Annotated in this window: 12 protein-coding genes; 6 read left to right on the top strand and 6 right to left on the bottom strand. The window is 36.0% G+C overall.

The genetic code is table 11. The features are described 5' to 3' along the window. Nucleotides 1-2: 2 nt before the first annotated feature. From E0Y80_RS12090 to E0Y80_RS12080, 3 genes are all read left to right on the top strand, one after another. Complete coding sequence (locus tag E0Y80_RS12090; RefSeq protein ID WP_156307930.1) at nucleotides 3-236, top strand: ABC transporter permease; 234 nt, start codon at nucleotides 3-5, stop codon at nucleotides 234-236. Between the two features lie 260 nt (nucleotides 237-496). Next, nucleotides 497-1,060, top strand: coding sequence for a hypothetical protein (locus E0Y80_RS12085; protein ID WP_156307929.1), 564 nt, complete (start codon nucleotides 497-499; stop codon nucleotides 1,058-1,060). A gap of 85 nt (nucleotides 1,061-1,145) precedes the next feature. Beyond that, nucleotides 1,146-1,718 carry a hypothetical protein gene (locus E0Y80_RS12080; protein WP_156307928.1) on the top strand — a complete coding sequence of 191 codons (573 nt, stop codon included), beginning with the start codon at nucleotides 1,146-1,148 and terminating at the stop codon, nucleotides 1,716-1,718. 11 nt (nucleotides 1,719-1,729) lie between these two features. Here E0Y80_RS12080 and E0Y80_RS12075 read toward each other — a convergent pair whose 3' ends face one another. From E0Y80_RS12075 to E0Y80_RS12055, 5 genes are all read right to left on the bottom strand, one after another. Continuing rightward, nucleotides 1,730-2,746 (bottom strand): acyltransferase, encoded by a 1,017-nt coding sequence (locus E0Y80_RS12075; protein WP_156307927.1) that lies wholly within the window; start codon nucleotides 2,744-2,746, stop codon nucleotides 1,730-1,732. A 118-nt stretch (nucleotides 2,747-2,864) separates the two neighbouring features. Next, nucleotides 2,865-4,391, bottom strand: a complete 1,527-nt coding sequence (locus tag E0Y80_RS12070) for a sulfatase (protein WP_156307926.1) — start codon at nucleotides 4,389-4,391, stop codon at nucleotides 2,865-2,867. Between the two features lie 65 nt (nucleotides 4,392-4,456). Then, nucleotides 4,457-5,347 (bottom strand): alkaline phosphatase family protein, encoded by an 891-nt coding sequence (locus tag E0Y80_RS12065; RefSeq protein WP_156307925.1) that lies wholly within the window; start codon nucleotides 5,345-5,347, stop codon nucleotides 4,457-4,459. A 69-nt stretch (nucleotides 5,348-5,416) separates the two neighbouring features. Then, nucleotides 5,417-7,255 (bottom strand): right-handed parallel beta-helix repeat-containing protein, encoded by a 1,839-nt coding sequence (locus E0Y80_RS12060; RefSeq protein WP_156307924.1) that lies wholly within the window; start codon nucleotides 7,253-7,255, stop codon nucleotides 5,417-5,419. 199 nt (nucleotides 7,256-7,454) lie between these two features. Then, a complete protein-coding gene (locus E0Y80_RS12055; RefSeq protein WP_156307923.1) occupies nucleotides 7,455-9,875 on the bottom strand; it encodes a hypothetical protein in 2,421 nt (806 codons plus the stop codon). A gap of 227 nt (nucleotides 9,876-10,102) precedes the next feature. Here E0Y80_RS12055 and E0Y80_RS12050 point away from each other — a divergent pair, with 227 nt between their 5' ends. Then, nucleotides 10,103-10,555, top strand: coding sequence for a hypothetical protein (locus tag E0Y80_RS12050; protein ID WP_156307922.1), 453 nt, complete (start codon nucleotides 10,103-10,105; stop codon nucleotides 10,553-10,555). Between the two features lie 54 nt (nucleotides 10,556-10,609). Here the strand turns inward: E0Y80_RS12050 and E0Y80_RS12045 are convergent, their stop codons facing one another. Continuing rightward, nucleotides 10,610-13,201 carry a TonB-dependent receptor gene (locus tag E0Y80_RS12045; protein ID WP_156307921.1) on the bottom strand — a complete coding sequence of 864 codons (2,592 nt, stop codon included), beginning with the start codon at nucleotides 13,199-13,201 and terminating at the stop codon, nucleotides 10,610-10,612. Nucleotides 13,202-13,754: 553 nt separating this feature from the next. Here E0Y80_RS12045 and E0Y80_RS12040 point away from each other — a divergent pair. Continuing rightward, nucleotides 13,755-16,319, top strand: coding sequence for a hypothetical protein (locus E0Y80_RS12040; RefSeq protein WP_156307920.1), 2,565 nt, complete (start codon nucleotides 13,755-13,757; stop codon nucleotides 16,317-16,319). Nucleotides 16,320-16,598: 279 nt separating this feature from the next. Then, nucleotides 16,599-19,796, top strand: coding sequence for a SusC/RagA family TonB-linked outer membrane protein (locus E0Y80_RS12035; protein ID WP_156307919.1), 3,198 nt, complete (start codon nucleotides 16,599-16,601; stop codon nucleotides 19,794-19,796). Nucleotides 19,797-19,805: the final 9 nt, after the last annotated feature.

The raw sequence follows: 19,805 nt of genomic DNA, 5'->3' as shown, positions 1-19,805 counted from the left end.
CCATGCTTACAAAAGATTTTGTTAAGATGGTCATTATAGCTGTCCTAATAGCCTCTCCACTTGCTTGGTGGGCCTCTCATGAATGGCTGAAGGATTTTGTCTATCGCATAGACATTTCATGGAGACCATTTTTTTGGGGAAGTTTGTTGACTATAGCATCAGCATTGTTAACAGTAGGTTATCAGTCTGTAAGAGCAGCAAAATCAAATCCCATAGATAGTTTGAAGGATGAATAACTGCATTTTTAGTATATAGTTGTTAGTATTTAGTAGAGAGACCTATGGCGGAAGCAGGGTTGGTAAAGATGTAAAGTTTCTCCTATAGCCATCCATGGCCCTGAGAGCATACTCCTAAGCCGGAACTCGGCTCCCTGCTCGTCGAAGGGTTCTAGTTGAGATTCGATAATCTCATGTTTAATAGTTAAACATGATTCATTAACTTGTAGTCTGAAACCAATTATAAAACAACATTTTACTACAATAAAACACAATAATTTATGAAAAGGATCACCATTAGTTCAATTGTGTTAATATATACTTTAGTAAGTTTTCATTCCAATGCCCAAATAAAAAATCGCAATAATTATGATTTTTTTGATTCTGTTGTAAATAACCATAATCAAATTTTTCCAGCTTCTGGTATTCCTTCTGCTGTTGAAATGATTCTTAAATATTGCAAGGTTGTTGATTTTAACTATTATGACCTACAAAACAAATGGAAAAATAAATCAGATGGTTCATTTCGAGACTTTGACAAAAAAGAATTGAACGGGGTTACTTTTTTTCAGAAATTTAATTTGCCTAGGGATGAAAATTTTCCGATAGATAGTCTGTTTAACACAATAGATTATGAACTGAAATCTGGGAAAAAGGTAATCATTGCATTACAAGTTGAAATGGGTTGGCCTATTTTTGTAGTATATAAAAAAACTAAGGATGGAGAATTTGTTTCATACAGCAAGCATGAAGGTCATACGTTAATTTTTAGAAATACAAAAGAAATTGTGAGAAGGTCTAATGGTACTGAAATTATGACCTATAGTAAATCTCCAAGCTTTTAGAGGGTAATCGCTTTAATGAATCATGATAGAGGTTCATATTCATTATATTCTTTAGGACTGATTGTAAACAATAATTAATTAAATTGTGAAAAAGATACTATTTAGTTTAGTAGTTATAATATTAACATCCATTAGCCTTAATTCGAAGGCGCAATCACAAAAAACTTTTAATCCTGGTTATTTAGATTTTGTGGTAAATAATCACAATCAACTCTTTGAATTGTCTTGTATACCTTCAACGGTAGAAATGATACTGAAGTATTATAATGTAGTTGATTTTGACTTTTATGACTTACAATATGAATGGAAAAACAAAAGTGATGGTTCCTTTCGTAACTTTGACCAAAAAGAATTATTTGGGATTACTTTTTCGCAAAAATTCGCATTGCCGCGAGATGAAAATTTTCCGATAGATAGTCTTTTCAGAACTATAGAAAATGAACTTAAGGCTGAAAGAATGGTAATTATCTCACTTCCATCCGACCCAGGCTGGCATATGTTTGTAATTTGCAAACAAACACCAGAAGGAGATTTTGTTTCGTACAGCAAACTTGGAACTCACACATTAATTCTTAGAAATACAAAAGAAATTGTGAGAAAATCTAAGGGTACCGAAATCATGACCTATAGACTTTCAAAAGCAGTTCAGTCCAACTAACTGGAAAGGTACTATCCACTTACATATTTACCGTAAGGAATTTTTCTAATGATCAAGGTGATTAGGACAGAGGCAATGACTGTGCTTATAGTTGCCAACGGAATTACCCATGCTGTACTGAGGTATTTAGAAATAAGCGGGTGCAGGTAATTTAAAGGGATGATATGGCTTAAATATATCCCGAAGCTGTATTTGTCAATGATCAAAATCCAGTTTGGAACTTTTGCCTGCTTTACAGATTCTTTGACCCAAAGAAAAAGGGAGGCTGCTGCAATAGCTGTTGTGACAAAAACATAGTTATAGAAAAATGTATTTAGCTTATTTGCGCCTTGATTGAGGATGTTTGTCCCTATAGCCCCAATTACAACCATAAGTATATATGTTATGGCAAAAACCCAAGTCCTGTTTTTAAATTTAAAATCTTGAATGCTGAGATAATAACCCAACACCAAATAGCCGACATACCCAGAAAAGAAGGTCAAATCGAATTTAGGCATTACTGAATAAAGGGGTTTGCTTGTGAAGCACATCGACAGCATCCAGAAAAATAAAAAGATTTCAATTTCCCTTTTTGTTGATTGCTGCATAATCTTTCTTAAGAATGGTATAGCTAAGTAAAGGCCAATGATCATATATAGATACCACAAATGTGCATTGGCACCATGCAATATCTTATCAAGTATGATTGAGCCTATCTTTTCTGAAGAAAGTGATTCGAAGTTGGTATATCGATAGAAATAATAAACAAGGTAAATTAAAGTCCAGAACGCAAAAGGATAGAACAGTTTAGGAATACGTTTTTTATAAAATAACCAGGTGTTCTCATCTTTATGTAGCAACAAGTATCCTGAGATAATTACAAATATGGGCACAGAACATCTTGTTGCTGCATTTATCCAGTTAGCATAACTCCAATCAAAAGCCCCGGTGTCGATGCGGTAAAGGAAGCCGGTTGAGGCATGAATCATGACCACAAAAAATGTTGCAATGACACGTAGATAAATGATGTAAGAGTTTTTCTCAGCCATATTGTAAAAATATGGATAATTGGATAAATCAATCTGAAATTACAATCTTTAATCTGTGGATATTTTTAGGACTTGAAAAAAGCGAATCATTTGATTCGCTTTTTATATTTTTTAGAATTTAATTTTCATCAGGCCATTTGATAGCATTCCCCGATGTTTTTGAAATAGGCCTTTGAGCATTTACTTTTCTTAAATAATTCCCTAAATCCTTAGATAATGAGTTTGTTATTTTAGGATTTAATTCAGCCAAGTCTTTCAATTCTCCAATATCCTCTTGAAGATTGAATAATTCCTTTCTTTGGTCTGAGTAATAGTAAATTAATTTCCAATTTCCTTTACGAATAGTTGCGGATGGACCAATTCCAGGTCCAGTTGGTCCCCAATTATTGGGAAAGTTCCAATAGAGGGACCTTTGCGAATTATGTTTCTTGTTTGGATTGGATATGAATATTGCAAAGCTTTTTCCATCTATAATTTGAGGCGTTTTTGGGGTGTTTACAGCAGCCATTTCTAGAATCGTAGGAAAGAAGTCTTCCACAATGACATATTGATCACAGACGGACATTGGTTTGGATTTACCTGGCCAATAAACAATCATTGGAACTCTTATTCCTCCTTCATAGGCAGACCCTTTACCGCTGTTTAATGGTTTGTTGTGTTTATGCATTTCACCACCTAATGCATTTGAGGCACTCAAGCCTCCATTATCTGACATAAAAAGAATGATAGTATTTTCTTCTAGGTTATTTGATTGTAGGTAATCCATTACATCCCCAAGGCTTTTGTCCATCCCTTCAACCATGGCTGCATAGGTCGCTTCTTTTTCGCCTAAACCTTGATCAATATATTTTTGATAAAATCTCTTATCCTTTGCGATTGGTACATGGACCGCATAGTGAGAAAGATATAAAAAGAAAGGCTTGTTAGAATCTCTTTTATCCAATGCATTTAACGCTTCAATAGTTAATGCTTCGGTCAAATAGGTTTGCGTACCGTGATATTTATCTAATCCAGGAACTCCCCAAACACTTTTTTCACCATTGAATATTTTATTTCCATAATTCTCTTCACCTAGAAATGATCCCGGACCTCCTGCAGCATGGCCAGCAATGTTAATTTGAAATCCTATATTAATAGGATTTTCAGCGGGAGTTCCAATTGCACCAAAATGAGCTTTTCCTGTATGTATGGTTTGATACCCCGCATTTTTTAAGATCTGAGCAAGTGATTGTGCGTGAAATGTTTTTTCAATGCCAGGCTCAGGAGACATGCCATTCACATTCCATTCAGGAAAGTTTAAAATAGGATGCTTTTCATCAACTTTTTGATTTTTATGCAAAGTCCAATTCGTAACACGATGCCTTGCGGCATTTGATCCAGTAAATAAGCTGATTCTACTTGGGGAACAGACGCTACTTGCATAAGCAGAAGTAAATTTTACGCCCTTTGCTGCAAGCTTTTCCATATTTGGCGTTCTGAATTTTCTATTGTTATCGGTGATTTCCTTTGCAAATGGAACCGAAGTGTCTTGCCATCCCATATCATCTACTAAAAATAGTACAATGTTGGGGGCTTTAGTTTGCGCAGATATCGAATTAGAAAAGAGAAATATGACAAGGAAAACAAGTCGTTTTAGTTTTTTCATTGATTTACAATTGGCCGTTTAGCAATAAACTAATGATTTTTATTTTGTTTAAATCTGTTCAATTCCTACTTTTTAAAGAAGCTAGTAATAGCCTTTCCTCTCCAAACATCTTCGGGTTTAATTCCTAATGCCCAGGCTACCGTTGGTGCGAGGTCGTAAACAATGATGGGTTCTTTTACTTCTTTACCCTTGATCACGCCTGGCCCTGTCATTACCCAAGGAACTTCAATTTCCATTAATGATTTGCCGCCATGCCCTTTTTCTATTCCACCATGATCAGACAAAACAATTAGCAAAGTTTCTTTTTCTATTCCTGCATCTTGAATCGCTTTCTGAATTGCTCCAATTCTCTTATCTACATTTTTAAGCTCTTCATAATAAGCAGGACTGTCGTGTCCAGCATTATGTCCAATCCCATCAGGTTGGTCGAAGTGAATAAACAAAAAGCTTGGTTTTTCATTCTTGATCAACTCAACAGCTTTATTCTGAGTTTCCAATTCATTTCCTTCGGTTGGAAGATCAAAGTTTAGGATCGGTTTTTCTAATAAATATCCAATACCTCCCCAGCTGTATACCGATCCGATTTTAGCATGAGGTTTTTGTTTTTTAATTGCAGTAAAAATAGAGGGGAATCTGTTGTTTTGGGTTACAGTTGCTGAAGGGATTTCAGGCGTCTGACTCCCCCAGTCTGTATATCCATGCATGGTAGGTCCAGTTCCCATAAGCATAGATGCCCAGTTAACTGCACTCGAGGACGGCAAAACAGTTCTTACATGTGTATTATAGGCACCTTCCTGCATCATTTTTTTAAGATTTGGCATATCAGCTTTTTCAACTGCATAGGCCCCCAATCCGTCAAATCCAACAACAATGACATGCTTTGCTTTCTTTTGCCCTAATGTGTTAAAGGAAATCAATGATAAAGAAAGAATGATTACGTATGCTATAAATTTCATGAGATAATAGAGGTTATTTTAATTATGTTATTCTGTATTTACTGGCTCGAATGTTCTGGAAATAAAGTTCTAATTTGTTATTATCGTTGTTTTAAGATCAGTAGAAATTTCTTTTTTATTTGAATTGCTTAATTCAATATAGATATCTGACTTATTGGACTGGTTATCTTTAATTATAACATCCTTAACATCATTGAGTACTATGAATTTCCCAGAGTTATTCCGAAAAGCTTCAAATGCAGGTTTATTTTCGTCGATATTAATTTTGTTCTTGATAAATTTTAGACCTTGTGTACTGTTCGCAATTAAAATGTTGGGAGAGAAGGTCTCAAATGAATTATTTTCAATACTGATATTTCTATGTACAAAATGTCCATTTACAATTTTTTTGTTTTCTGGTAAAATGGCAATCGCATAATTGTTTGACGAGAGGTTATATCCACAGTCTATAAACCTATTATCCCTTATTGTAACATCCGATACAGCACCAGATTCAAACCAGCTATTTACATCCGCAGCGATTAAAATTGCATGCATACCTGTTCGAAAGAATGTATTGTTTTCAATAATCACCTTTTTAGGTGTAGTTACGAGCATTCCTCTAGTATTAGTACCCTCGAATCTGGAATTCTTCACAATAACTTCAGGGGTCCAGGTTAGATTTTCTACGGCATCTCCAATTTTTACCTTCGAATTTAGTTTGCCTTGAAAAGTGATTTTAATCTTACGTGGGGAAATGGTTTCAACCTTTTCAACAATCAGTTTACCCAGCGGCTGAATTGCCTCTTGAGAAACTACCCCAATTGTATCTCCAGGGAGAAAAGCGTCGAATCCAAAGCTTTGGTGATGTTTAAATTCTAACAAAAGTTCCTTGTCATTTATCTTTTCCACAATTTGGAGATAAGTTCCATGGATATTTACTGGATCGTCATGTAATCCCTTGTAATGACAATTTTCAATAAGTATTTTTCCTTTGCAGCCTGAAAAATGCATGCCATCTGCAAAAGATGTAATTGCCCGACCTTTAGATGGTGTAATATTGATGTTTTTGTAAGTCAGATTTTCAGAAAATTGAGAGGTAATTCCCAGCCCATGCATGTAATGTATATTCAAATCCGATAATTCAATATTCTTAGATCTATATACAAAACCTCCAACTTCATCCCTAATCGTATTTCGCATGCTTAAGATTCCACCGACAGGATATTTTTGGGGATCAAACTTACCGGTAAACCGCAATCGATTAACTCCCAATTCTTCTGCATTTGCCTCCTGAAAAGGTTTGAAAGAACTATATTGATTTATTCCCTGAACAGTATCAGAAAGTATAGTGTGTAATTCTGGGGTATTATACCAACCCTCGCCGTACCAAAGTACTTTTCCATTTTGGATGGAATATTTAGAAGATGGATGTACATTGGCTATTATTTCAGAATCTGAACTGCTTAGGATCTGCAATTCCGACATGGTGGGTCTCTCAAAATTGGTATTAATACCTTCAATTCTGATATTTGATGATCTGATTATCGCGAAAGGCGTCATCTTTCCATGAAAGACAAATTCTGATTGGTTTCCCTTAATCGTTAAATTGTTTTGATCTTCAATCAATAGTCCAATATGTTTCGTTTTATCTGGCCATTCAACCTCAGATGCGGTATTGCTGATAAATAGAATTCTTTTTGATGCTGAAATTGGAAAGAAATCATATCGTCCCTTCTCTAAGATTAGTTTTTTAGCAGATGACTTCTTGCATGCCTCCAAAGCTTTTTGCATGTTTTCGGATTGGTCGACAAAGCTGTTTGGAATCAATCCATAATCTTTAGCAAAGATGGTTTCCTGGCTGAAAGAGGCTTGTGTTGATAGGAGAAAGAAGAAAAAGAATAAGGTATATAGTTTAGGTGATGACATAAATTAGTGAATTGATGCTCTTGCAAGGTTAATTTGATATGAAGATACATTATTTATTTAATGAACCTATATGGTTTTGTTAACATTGTTTAATTAGAGTAAACAATGTTTGTTTTTATGCACTCATCTAAGGTTTATAATGTACTTGTTAAACAAGAATGGAGAAACATTGCCTGATTCTCCATCCTTATTTTGATATCTATTTTAATGTGATTTTCTCTGGATTTTTTCTCACAGAATAACGTACAATCACTTCTGGCACGCCGTCTCCGTTGCTATCACATGAAAAAGCGATTGCAGAAGATCCATTTTTAAGTTCTGGCTTGCCTTCAATGATTAGGTCTGAAATGTATTTGAAGTTTTTGTCTGTTAAAGTAGCTTTTCCATGATGGTCAAGTATTACGTATTGACCAGCCTCTATGGTGCCATTAATTTTTAGGACATTTGAACTTGTTCTAAAAGTAGGGTTGGAGATTGCTCCATCGCCTTCTACTTTAATTTTCAACGCATAGGTACCATCAACTGGACTGCTCCAGCTCCAATCTGCCCCTCCCGGTTGTCCGGGTTGCATTTCGCTGAGGTCACATCTAAAACGTTCTGATATATATAAAGGGTATAAATTAAAATTCTTTTCATCCATTTTTTCCAAGTGCCATTCTGTCTTTGGATCTTTTAGCTTTTCTTTCTGAGACTCACTAAATGCATTCGCCAGCCTTAATTTATCCCAGTTTTTCATAGCCTCTAATAAAAGGTCTATTTGGCCATGATTCTTTAAGGTTCTCATGTCTATACTCATTGCATAACCGGCATCAAACCCTGCTGATTCTGAAAGCGCCCATTCTAAATCCTCTAATGATGTCGTCTCAAATTTTCTGTCTGCTAGCCTCACTAAAAACCAACCCAACATTCTTGGAAATAAATTCCTTTTAAAGAATGCCTGGTTTTTAATTCTATTTTCAACTTGTCCCTCTCTCATTTCTTCTCCCCAAGGCTCTCCCCAATTCATTCTTGTGTGGATGTGCCATAGATAATGTTCTAATCGACTTGCATCATTAATTAGATTTGTCTTGTCAGTTAGCTTTTCGTAGAAATTATTGACGAATTTTCCTGTAGCATAATAATCTTGACCCGTATAAGCACAACCCTCTAGTCCATCGAATGATATTTGTTTCAACCCCGTATTATTGAAGATTTCTGCTAATCGTAATGACATTTCATCCTGTAACTCTATATCTGGGAATAGCGTTTTATATGGGTAGTCCCAAAGTTTAGCAAGTTTTACTTCTTTATTATGTGAAGATGCTTTTGTTCCAAAAGCTCCCCTAATACAGTTTTTAAGAATGATTTGATCTGCTTGTTTCTCAATGGATCCGAATGTCAATATTTCTTCAGCAATTCGAATCGCATTTAGAGTTAAGGGAACATCAAATAATTTGCTATTTGATATAGTAATTTCAGTTTGCTCAGCGCTGATGTTTTCTGTTAATGATAGTTCTCCTTGTGACAGTAACTTTGGATTTGGATTGGCAGTTACAAATTCATCGTTCGTCGTAATAAAATTGGAAAGAGTATGAACACCTATATCTATACCTTCTTTTTTTGCCTGCTCAACTAGACTTTTAATGCCTGCGTCCCCAGTGCTTGACAAGGAAGGTTTCCATTTAAAGTGCCCCCAGGTTTCAAAGGGATCTGTATGATAGATGTTTTTAAAGCCTGCCTTTTTTGACTTATCTATAATAAACGCTAAATCATCTTTCGAGAAGTTGGAAATTAAGTAGGAACGCATAGATTCTCTGCTTTTTTTGCTCCATTCTCCGTTAATTAATGGATGCGGTAATCCAAATTCTTTTTCAATTGCTCCTATTCTGCTGAGAACATCTACTCGTTTTTCCCCAAATAAAGCAATTTTTGCTCCCGTAATATCTGCGTCCGGACCTTTAACCGGCATAGTAAGGGATGAGTCCAATTGTTGAACCTTTCTATATTCAGTATTTTTTCTGTTTCTAACAGAAAATTGAAAAACAGCCCCATCTTCAACTTGGGTTGCAGCAAATTTGTTGTAGCCAATACTCTCAACAGATAAATCTGTGCTTAATCCCTTATAATTAAACTTGCTGCTTACTTCAGCAGCGATTTCTTGTGGTAAGCCTGCATTAGTCTTTACATTTAAAGCTTGGATTCCAAAAGCAATATCTCCATCTTGGACAACCCCTATTACTTCACCGACCACTTCTCTTGATGTAATTTTAATTGGCCCAAAAATCAAACTATTATAAGAAGGATTGACCTTGATCACCTCATAAGTGATGGCTTCTGGTTTCTGCTCAATTTTTAATTCAATCTCTTCGCCATCTTCCATCTTCAATGTGTACTTATTCTGTGTAACAGTAAGTTTTATAGGCAAAATAATTTTATTGGATTTAACTGCTGAAATCATGGGATATTCACCATTTCCTAGAATTTCCTGATTATCGACTTTTATCGAACGGTAAAAACCCTTTTCATTGACAGAAATGATTGTTGAATTTGACTTTAGTTCTTGGGCCTTTAAAGAAATAGCACCCAATACTGAAATAATAAGGCAAATAGCTTTTATTCCCCCTTTTTTTAGATTATTCATATGATCTTTAGATTAATTCATAAAAAATTTTCAAAAAGTTATATTCTTAACTTTTTCATCAAGTAAATCTGATTGGAACTTCTTCTGAGGGGATTTTTTAGGTTGAATTTAGTTCCTTTTGTTAAAATAACAAAAGTTATACTTTCAAACAAATTTAACTGTTGTATTGAACAGTTTTCTACTTTTAACTGTTGTACCAATGATACTAAAATTTAAAAAAATAAGCCATGAAATATCAGATTTTACTGTATTCATCCATAGTTACAATAGCAATATATAGTTGTAATAACCCTGAAACAGCAAAAGAATCCTCTAATTCTGCGGATTCAATTATCGAGTCTATCGAACCAGATGTTTTTGACCCCATACCTTCCAAGGCCATAGAATTAAAATCAGAATGGGACTCTATCAAACTTCATAAAATTGGAAAGGAATCGGATACAATTACTTTTAATCCTGGAGCGTATAAAAACCTCAATGCCGAGGTCAATGGCGTTCCTGCTGGAAATATTAGGTTTAACCAAATTATTATGCCAGATAAAAGCAGTGATGGGCCCTTTGGAAAGGATCTGAACTACTTACTGGATCAATCAGGAGAGTATAAATTAATTATAGGTGAAAGCCTAATGCAAGGAGATCCTTTTGAAGGAGATTACATCTTGAAATTTAAGGGGTACTAAAAAAAGAACCTAGCCGTGGGGTTTGGCTAGGCTCAAACGATAACCTATTTATTATTAGAAACTATTCAAATTATATCTAATTGTAAGACCATAAGTTCTAGGATCTGCAATTATTCCAGCATATTGCCCATAGCTACCAGGAGCGGCAAGTAATTGTTCATAGTAGTTTTTATTTGTTAGATTTCTGCTCCATACCGAAACGGTAATTCCATTATCGGCTTTAAAACCTAATCTTGCATTCAATAATGCATAGCCATCTATATTAAGATATTTTGAAGGGGATGGACTGGATGAAAATTCAGATCGATAAAATAAATCGGTACCCAAGAAAAATGCTCCTTCCAAACCGATAAGTTTTCCTTTCTGCGATAATTCAGCTCCAATGGATGACGACCATTTTGAAATACCAGGTAGCCTACCGCCAGATATGTCTTTGAATGCCTCAGCACCACCGACTTCTTCCAATGGAACTGGCGCATTCGTGAATTTTACATATTTTCCATCAGTATAGGCAGCGGCAGCATTAAGCCTAAGATAATTTCCTACGCGCAATGAACCGTCAAGCTCAATTCCTTTGACACTGACTTTTTCTGCATTTGCCAGATAGCCTCTGTTTACACCAGGCTCGGGTGTCTGTACCAAAGTTTGATAATCTTTAATGTCAGTTTGGTAAACCGTAATATTCAAGATAGAATTCTTACTAGGGCTGGATTTTAATCCTACCTCCTTATGGTTAACAGATTCGGGTTTTACTCTTGCTAGGTCTAATAGGACCTCGCCTTTTGACGTTGGAAGACCACCAACATTAATACCGACGGGTTTGTAGCTTAATGCATAAGTAGCAAATGCGTTTAAATTTCTTTTAAATCTATATTGTGCTGATATCTGTCCGGAGAAATTACCAGCAGAAGCATCCGTATTAAAAGATTGATTTGTATAAACGGAGTTCTTTAGAGCTACTAATGCAGGATCTTCCGTTTGTAATCCCCCGTATGTTTGCCTATCATAGTTTGCTTCTTTTTTATCATAATTGTATCGGATTCCAGGAAGTAGATGTAGTTTTTCGGTAATCGCCCAATCAATTTGCGAATATGCCGCTATGCTGCTGGTTTTTATCCCATACTTTGTTCTAATGCCAAAGCTGTCGAATAATCCGGGAGTCTTCCATAATTCGCTTGTTGAATTTTGAGCAAACCTCCATAGGGACGAACCAGCCTCTTCTGTGTGAACAGGATCTGTTCTTAGGTCCTGATAAATTCCGAATAACCCAACAACCAAATCAACATTGTCATTTAATTTTCCAGAATATCTAAATTCTTGAGAATACTGATCATGTTTTGAATTGCCGGCTGAAATTGTAAATACCGGTAATCCTAAATAATCTCTATCGTTAAGTGGCACCCATTTCCAATAACGCCAAGCCGTCGTTGAGGTCAATGTCCCATTCCCAATTTTAAAATCAGCATTTACAGATACCCCTCCTAATTCATTGTCGGCTTTTGATTGGGTATTTAAATCAACTTTTCTGTCGAACGCATCCTGATAGGGAAGTTCATAGCCTAGGTCCTTAATAATATTGTTGAATTGTCTGTAGTCTGCCCTTTGGGTTTGAACAATGCCAGCAACTCCCCAACCATATCCATCTGGTTTTTGTATGCTCTTATCTGCAGCAACCTTAATGTGAATGTTTTCATTAGGTTTATAGAGCAATTGAGCTCTTAAACCTAAGTTGTTCATGTTATTGATTGCTCGATTGGTATTTGTATTGAATAGTGTGCCGTTTCTTTGTGTTCCTGAGAATGAAATTCGCGCCGCTAGCTTTTTGCTAATTGGACCGGTGATGGAGGCCTTTCCTTGTAAAAATCCATAATTACCGTAGCTTAATTCGAAATTTGCTGAAGGTGTAAATTCTGCTGTTCTTGATGTTACATTAAATGCTCCTGACGTGCTATTCATACCGAATAATGTTCCTTGAGGACCTCTCAATACTTCAACTTGCTCTATATCTATGAAGTCTAACCAAGTCGCTGCTGGCCTTGCCAAATAAACGCCATCCAAATAAAAACCTACCCCAGGATCAATTCCATCGTTGGTTAAGCCATATGTTGAACCCAAGCCACGAATATTTAACGTCGTATTTCTAGCGTTGGATGAATAGAGCTGAACGGTAGGTGCTAATTCCTTAATGCGATTTACATTGAACGCCCCGGCATCATCTATCGTTGCGGCATTGATGGTGGTGATTGGAATCGGGACATCCTGCAGCTGCTCCTTTCTTCTTCTTGAGGTGACTACGATTTGATCAATGGATTCAGAAGAAGGTTGTAAGCTAATAACGGTGGGTGATTCATCAATGACAATTCTCTTTTTTTGATAACCAATTCGGCTAATGATGAGGTTAAATGGCAGCTTCTGGCCAGTGACAAAATTAAATTCACCATTTCGGTCTGTTTTGACTTGGTGCGTAACGCCTTCCAATTGAAGTGTTACCCCGGGTATAGGTTCGTTGGTTAATGAATCCAAGACTTTTCCAGTTAATGTTGCGTTTATAATGGCTTTCGGTTGATCTTGCGCTTTAGCAATTAGACCAAGGAAAATAAAGGCAATAGAGAGGTATAGAAATCTAAAAGCTTTCTTTGTGTTCATTTAAGTAAGATTAGTGATAAAAAAATGAGCCCTGATTGAACTCGATTTAAGAATGGATAGGCGGGAACTCAACTGAATTCCCGCAATATCCTATTTGGGGAAGATAGTTTCGGTACACATTCGACAGAAGCAAACTTCATGTGTGTTTATGTTGTTTGTTTGTCGCTTCGACTGATTAAATCTAATTGTTGTTCTTAGTCTTTTCATTTGATTAGTTTAGCCTGTTTGTTAAGACAAATGTAATGAGTATTATTTTAAATAATCTACTAATTCTATAGACTTTATTTAAAAATAATGTAATTAATTGATATACAGTAAAATAAAATTATTATTTAATACAATTTGAATTGATAATTGTATTCTTTTTGGAAGGAAGTTTTACAAAAATAATAGTTCCGAAGGAGAAATTCAGGCAAATTTTATACAGTAAAATTTGCGTGAAAATAACGTAATTTTTTGTTTTGCTTAAAAACTCTTTTGCTATTCAGCGAATATAAAGTAAATTACAATCTGCTACAGAGAAATTATATAACAGCGAGCCAATACTAATAAAGTGAGAAGTAACCTTGTAAATTATTTTACTGCGATTTATGCTATTCTAATAGTTTTTTCTTTCAAGATCAGCTATGCACAATACGGATTGGAGTTTTCAAGTCATGAAAATGAATTGGATAAGAGAACAAGTTTATCAATTGCTGAGGACAAATCTATCAAGCTTGAAAATCAAACTGAATTTTCTTTTGACCTACAATTTAAGCCTTACCAACAGGATTACTTCGGATATATTTTTAGACTAATTCTTGATGAAAAACTAAATATTGATCTAATCTATGATAGAAGGCAAGATAATGGTCGGCATTTTAAATTAGTAGTTGGAGATAAATTTACGGACATAAATTTTGATATCCCTAAGTCAAAATTATTTTATAAATGGAATCCTATCAAGCTTCACCTGGATATTGAAAAAGGCGTTCTGACACTGTCAACCTCTCAATCAACATTTACCCATAAAATGGATCTTAAGGGAAAATCAGCTTACAAGCTGTTTTTTGGTTTTAACGATTTTAGCACTTTCCAAAGCTCTGATCTGCCTCCTATGCGGATTAAGGATGTCATTATTAAAGGCAATGACAAGGTCTGTCACCACTGGAAACTTGATGAAACCTCCGGTTTAACAGCTTCTGATAGCAAAGGTTCATTAAAAGCTAAATCCAAGAACCCATCTTGGATAAAGAGGCAACGACAGGAATGGAGCTTGGAAAATGAATATTATGTTTCCGGTCAGGCTAGCGTCACTTTTGATCAAAAACGAGAATGTGTCTATATTATCTCTGAAGATTCACTGGTCCGTACGTATTTAGGAGCAACCGTAAGTACTTCGTGGCCTTATGCAAATGGTCCTCTCTACATGGCTAATGGAAGTCAATCAATGCTTGATCCTTTATCGGGCAACCTATTAAATATATCCATTGATCAAAAGGTAGTCTCTAGTTTTGATACGCTAACAAGAAATTGGTCGAAAAACTTCTTCCATCCTTCCCATGGTACACATTATTTGGATTTTAATAAGTTTTATTCTCCAAAGGACTCTAGTATTTATATGGTTTCCGGCTATGGACATTTCTTATACAAAAACTCGGTTCACAAATATCATCTTCCCACTCAATCTTGGGATAGTTTAACTTTTACTGGGGATCATTTATTCCCGCATTATTTAGGAGCATTGGGAGTGGGTGAAAAAGGGGTTTATCTCTTAGGTGGATATGGGAGTTCAACCGGTGATCAAATGTTAAACCCTAAAATTTCCAATGATTTTGTAAAAATGGACATCCATTCAAAGTCTTTTAAAACTTTGTATGAAATCAAGTTTCCATTCCCAGAAGCGGTTTGGGCAAACTCATTGGTGGTAGATGATCAAGCAAATGTTATCTACGGATTGATGTTTCCTCGCAATAAATTTAAGTCTTTCCTTCAGCTCGTTTCCATCTCTGCTGATGGACAAAATTTACAGGAATTAGGTAGCACCATCCCATTTGATTTTCATGATATCAAATCCTTCTCGGATTTTTTCTATTCTAAAGAATCCAACCGTTTTGTCGCTGTCACGCTGTTTTACGATAGTGCACTGAGCCAAAGCCGTGTTAGAGTTTATAGCTTGTTGGCTCCAGCTCTACCTTATGAACTAAATGAGGGAGAAAAGGATAGCTCAAAATCTTATTTACCTTGGATTATTTTGTCTGGGATAGTGTTAAGCTTCTCAGCAATTTTATTTGTTCTGTTATCTAAGAAAAAAAACAAAAGCAAGTCTGTTGTACAGGGTCAAGAATTAATAAACAGCGAATCTATACAACCAAATATTACCCAAAATAAACAAGTAGCTCAAACTCCAAAAAAGATAACCGGACCCAACTTACTCTTGTTTCGTGGGGATATGCAAATAATTGATAGAGAAGGTAATGAAATCACGAAACAATTCTCTCCATTGCTAAAGGAGTTGTTGACCATGTTTGTGGTATTAACTTTATATCGGGGTAGAGGGGTTAGCTCAGAAAAATTAGTAGAATTATTCTGGTCCGATAAGTCTAATGCTAGCGCTACTAACAATAGATCAGTAAACATTGCAAAAATCAATAGCCTTTTAGAGCAGCTTGGAGATGTTAAAATATCGAAGAAGAGTGGTTATTGGGGATTAGAAAATGTTGAAAGTATCAAGGTAGATCTGTCTGAATTTATGGATCTCCTCAATAAAGCCAACGATATCAGCTCTGACGAGATAAACAAGTTATTGCTTCTCCTTGAAAAAGGTGGATTTATGTTTGATACGGATTATGAATGGTTAGATGGAATTAAAGATGAAATATCGATACATGCCATCGGTCTCTTATCTGGAATATTGCATCAACTGAAATTGGAAGTGGACTCTGAGACGATTGTTGAAATTGCTAATCGTATTTTTCATTTTGATTCGGTCAATGAAGAAGCGATGGTTTATAAATGTAAAGCTTTAGTTTTTCTAGGTTACCATAGCCTGGCACATCAATGTTTTGAGAATTTTTCCCAAGTATATAAACAATTATATGGTGAATCTTACACTAAAACCTATAGGGATATTGTTTAATTAAAAAAAATATTAAAAATTATAATACTGATAATCAGATATTTAAAATAATATTTATCTGTATTAATGTTTTATTAATACTTTGTTATGCCCTCCAATTTAATCTTGTTTCGTAATCAATTTATAAGCTATGATACGAAAGCAAGAAACCTTTTTCATGCCTGATACATAATCCTGAAAAGGAGCTTTTGGTTTGTAAGACCAGGAGCGTTATCAGCACCTATTTTATTGCTTGATGGCAGCATCAAGATTAACAACCAATTTTATACAAACTAAATTATGGGATTTAAAATTATCAATTCCTGCACCTCTTTTTGGGGCAGGCAAGCTAAGAGACTGTCCTGGCGTTTGGCAATCCTGCCAATACTGACACTTTCCTTAGGAACAGCATTTGGTCAACAACGAAATGTAAGTGGTACTGTAAAATCCACAGATGCCAAGCCGCTTGCTGGAGCGACTATCAAAAACACCAAAACTGGAATCAGCACAACATCAGATTCAAAAGGACTATTTTCTATTTCTGTATCTCCGGGTGATCGATTGGTGATTTCTTATGTAGGATACCAAGGTCAGGAGGTCGTTGTAGAAAACAACGGCAATATTCAGGTAGAATTGCCTACTGACAACACAACATTGGAAGATGTTGTAGTGGTAGGTTATGGAACGCAAAAGAAGGCAACTTTAACTGGTGCGGTTTCTTCAGTAACGAACAAGGAAATCACCATTACCAAAAATGAGAACGTGGTAAACATGCTAACAGGGAAACTTCCTGGAGTACGCATTACCCAACAAACTGGGCAGCCTGGAGCATTTGAGTCCAATATTGATATCCGCGGAATGGGCGAACCTTTAATCGTTGTGGATGGAATTCCAAGGGATAAAGATTTCCTTTCCAGAATGGACGCGAATGAAATCGAAAGCATTTCGGTATTGAAAGATGCTTCCGCTGCGGTTTATGGAGTTCGTTCTGCAAATGGGGTATTATTAGTGACCACCCGAAGAGGAGCAAGTGGAGATCAAGGCTTTGAAATTGGATATGCTTTTAATCAAGGATTTCAACAATTTCTATACGTGCCTAATACAGTGGGTGCCGCAGATTATAGAAAGTTGAGAAACGAAGAACTTTGGAGAAATTTTAACAATAACTATCCAAATAGACTGCCTGCAACTTGGGACGAAGCTAGTATCAAAGAATATGAAGACGGTACGAAACAGTCTTCGAATTATTTAGATGCTGCATTTGATAAGACAAGCCCTCAGCAACAGCATAACCTAACCGTTAATGGTGGCTCTGAAAAAGTAAATTACTTCTTCAACTTAGGTTATATGGATCAAATGGGTTCATATAAAAGTAAGAGCTTAAATTATAATCGTTATAACTTGAGGTCAAATGTTGATGTTAAGATAACAGACCGTCTGAAGGCTTCATTGGATTTGGGTGGATATGCTGATGAGACCAATCAGCCAAGGACAGATATTTGGGCAGTCTATAAGCAAGCCTGGCGTCAAAGACCCGATATTCCAATTTACTTGAATAATAACCCGCTATATCCAAACTTTGATATGATTGACAATGAGCATCCTGTTTCCGTAACAGATGCTAATCAAACCGGATATCGTAAGTTTTTAAGAAAACAGTTCAATGGAATTCTTTCCTTAGAATACAAGATTCCTTATATCGAAGGATTGACCGCTAAAGGAACGTATAACTATGATTTTAAATATACAGACAACACAGATTTTAAGAAATCGTATTCTTTATATAGTTACACCCCACCGGTTTTAGGACCCAATGGAGAAGTCGTAACTCCTGAAAAATATAATGCCCATGAGAAGAATGCGCCATCATCTGTTCGCAGGTCATCTTATCCAGATTCTCACAATTTAATGCAGTTCTCTTTGAACTATAATAAATCTTTTGGAATAGGTCATAATGTCTCGGGTTTGCTATTATTTGTTGAAGAATATAACAAATGGGATAGCTTTTATGCACAGAGAGAAATAAAGGTTAATTCGGAATACCTGTTTGCTGGGGAAGCAAAGAATCAATTGGCTGATATGGAAGGGATCGGTGAGCGTACTGCTCGTGGTTTCGTGGGTAAATTCAATTACGATTTCAAAGGGAAATATCTAGCAGAATTCAGTTTCCGTTATGATGGTTCCTCAAAATTTCCTAAAAACGAACGTTGGGGTTTCTTCCCGGGAGCATCAGTTGGTTGGAGAATTAGTGAAGAGAATTTCATTAAAGACAACCTGACCTTCATTGATAACTTAAAAATTAGAGGTTCTTATGGTGTCTTAGGGGATGACCGTTCGGCAGGTAACTATCCTTCAACTTTTGTTGGATTCGCATTAGATCCTAATAATTTAGGTTGGATCTTTGGCGAAGACTTAGTGAGCGGCGCATTACCGACAGCAATTCCAAATCCGAATTTAACCTGGTACACGTCGAAAACTGCAGATATCGGTTTGGATGTGGATCTATGGAATGGAAAATTTGGAATGACATTCGATTATTTTAACCGATATAGAGACGGGTTATTGGCAACAAGACTGGATCTGATTCCGGGAACTGTTGGAGCCAACCTTCCTCAAGAAAATTTAGAAAGTGATAGAACATTTGGTTACGAAATCTCTGTAACACATCGCAATCACATCAATGACCTTAATTACTTTATTTCTGGCCAAGTTTCAACGACAAAAAGTCAATTTCAAAATCGAATAGAGTCGCCGGCAGGAAACTCCTACGATCATTGGAGAAACCGCTATGCTGATCGATATAAAGACATCTGGTGGGGCAAGGAATATGATGGACAATTTACTTCATATGACCAAATCTACAATCACCCTACCCAAATAGGTAGTGGAACTCTTCCTGGGGATTATTACTACAAGGACTGGAATGGTGACGGATTTATTAATGGAAATGACGATCATCCAATTGCAACCTTTAATATGCCATTGATCAATTATGGATTCAATATCGGTGCATCGTGGAAAGGCGTTGACCTATCTATGAATTTCCAAGGAGCAAACAAAGTATATACCCGATATATAGAGGTATTGGCTGCGCCATTGCAATTCCAGGGTGGTGCATTAACCCAATTCTTGGACAGATGGAGACCGGTTGATCCAAATGCGGATTTATTCAACCCGAATACACAGTGGATCTCAGGATATTATCCTTCAACAGGTTCACCTATGGCAGAGGGCACTAGAGCAATTGAAAATGCTTCGTATTTAAGGTTAAAGACACTTGAATTGGGTTATACTTTCCCAAGTCAATGGTTAGAGTCTATTAAAGTGAAAAGCTTTAGGCTGTATGTGAGTGGTTATAATCTAATGACTTGGACCGGGATGAAATATTCTGACCCTGAGCATCCAGGATCTGAAGGCGGTTCATCGTCCCACATGGTCGATACCTACAAGTATCCATTGAATAAAACCTATAATATTGGTGCATCAATTAAATTCTAAGTTTAATGA

Source organism: Sphingobacterium endophyticum (assembly GCF_009733535.1).
Taxonomy (GTDB): domain Bacteria; phylum Bacteroidota; class Bacteroidia; order Sphingobacteriales; family Sphingobacteriaceae; genus Sphingobacterium; species Sphingobacterium endophyticum.
Note: the sequence above shows the minus strand (reverse complement) of the source record. Positions and strands in the feature narration are given on the sequence as shown.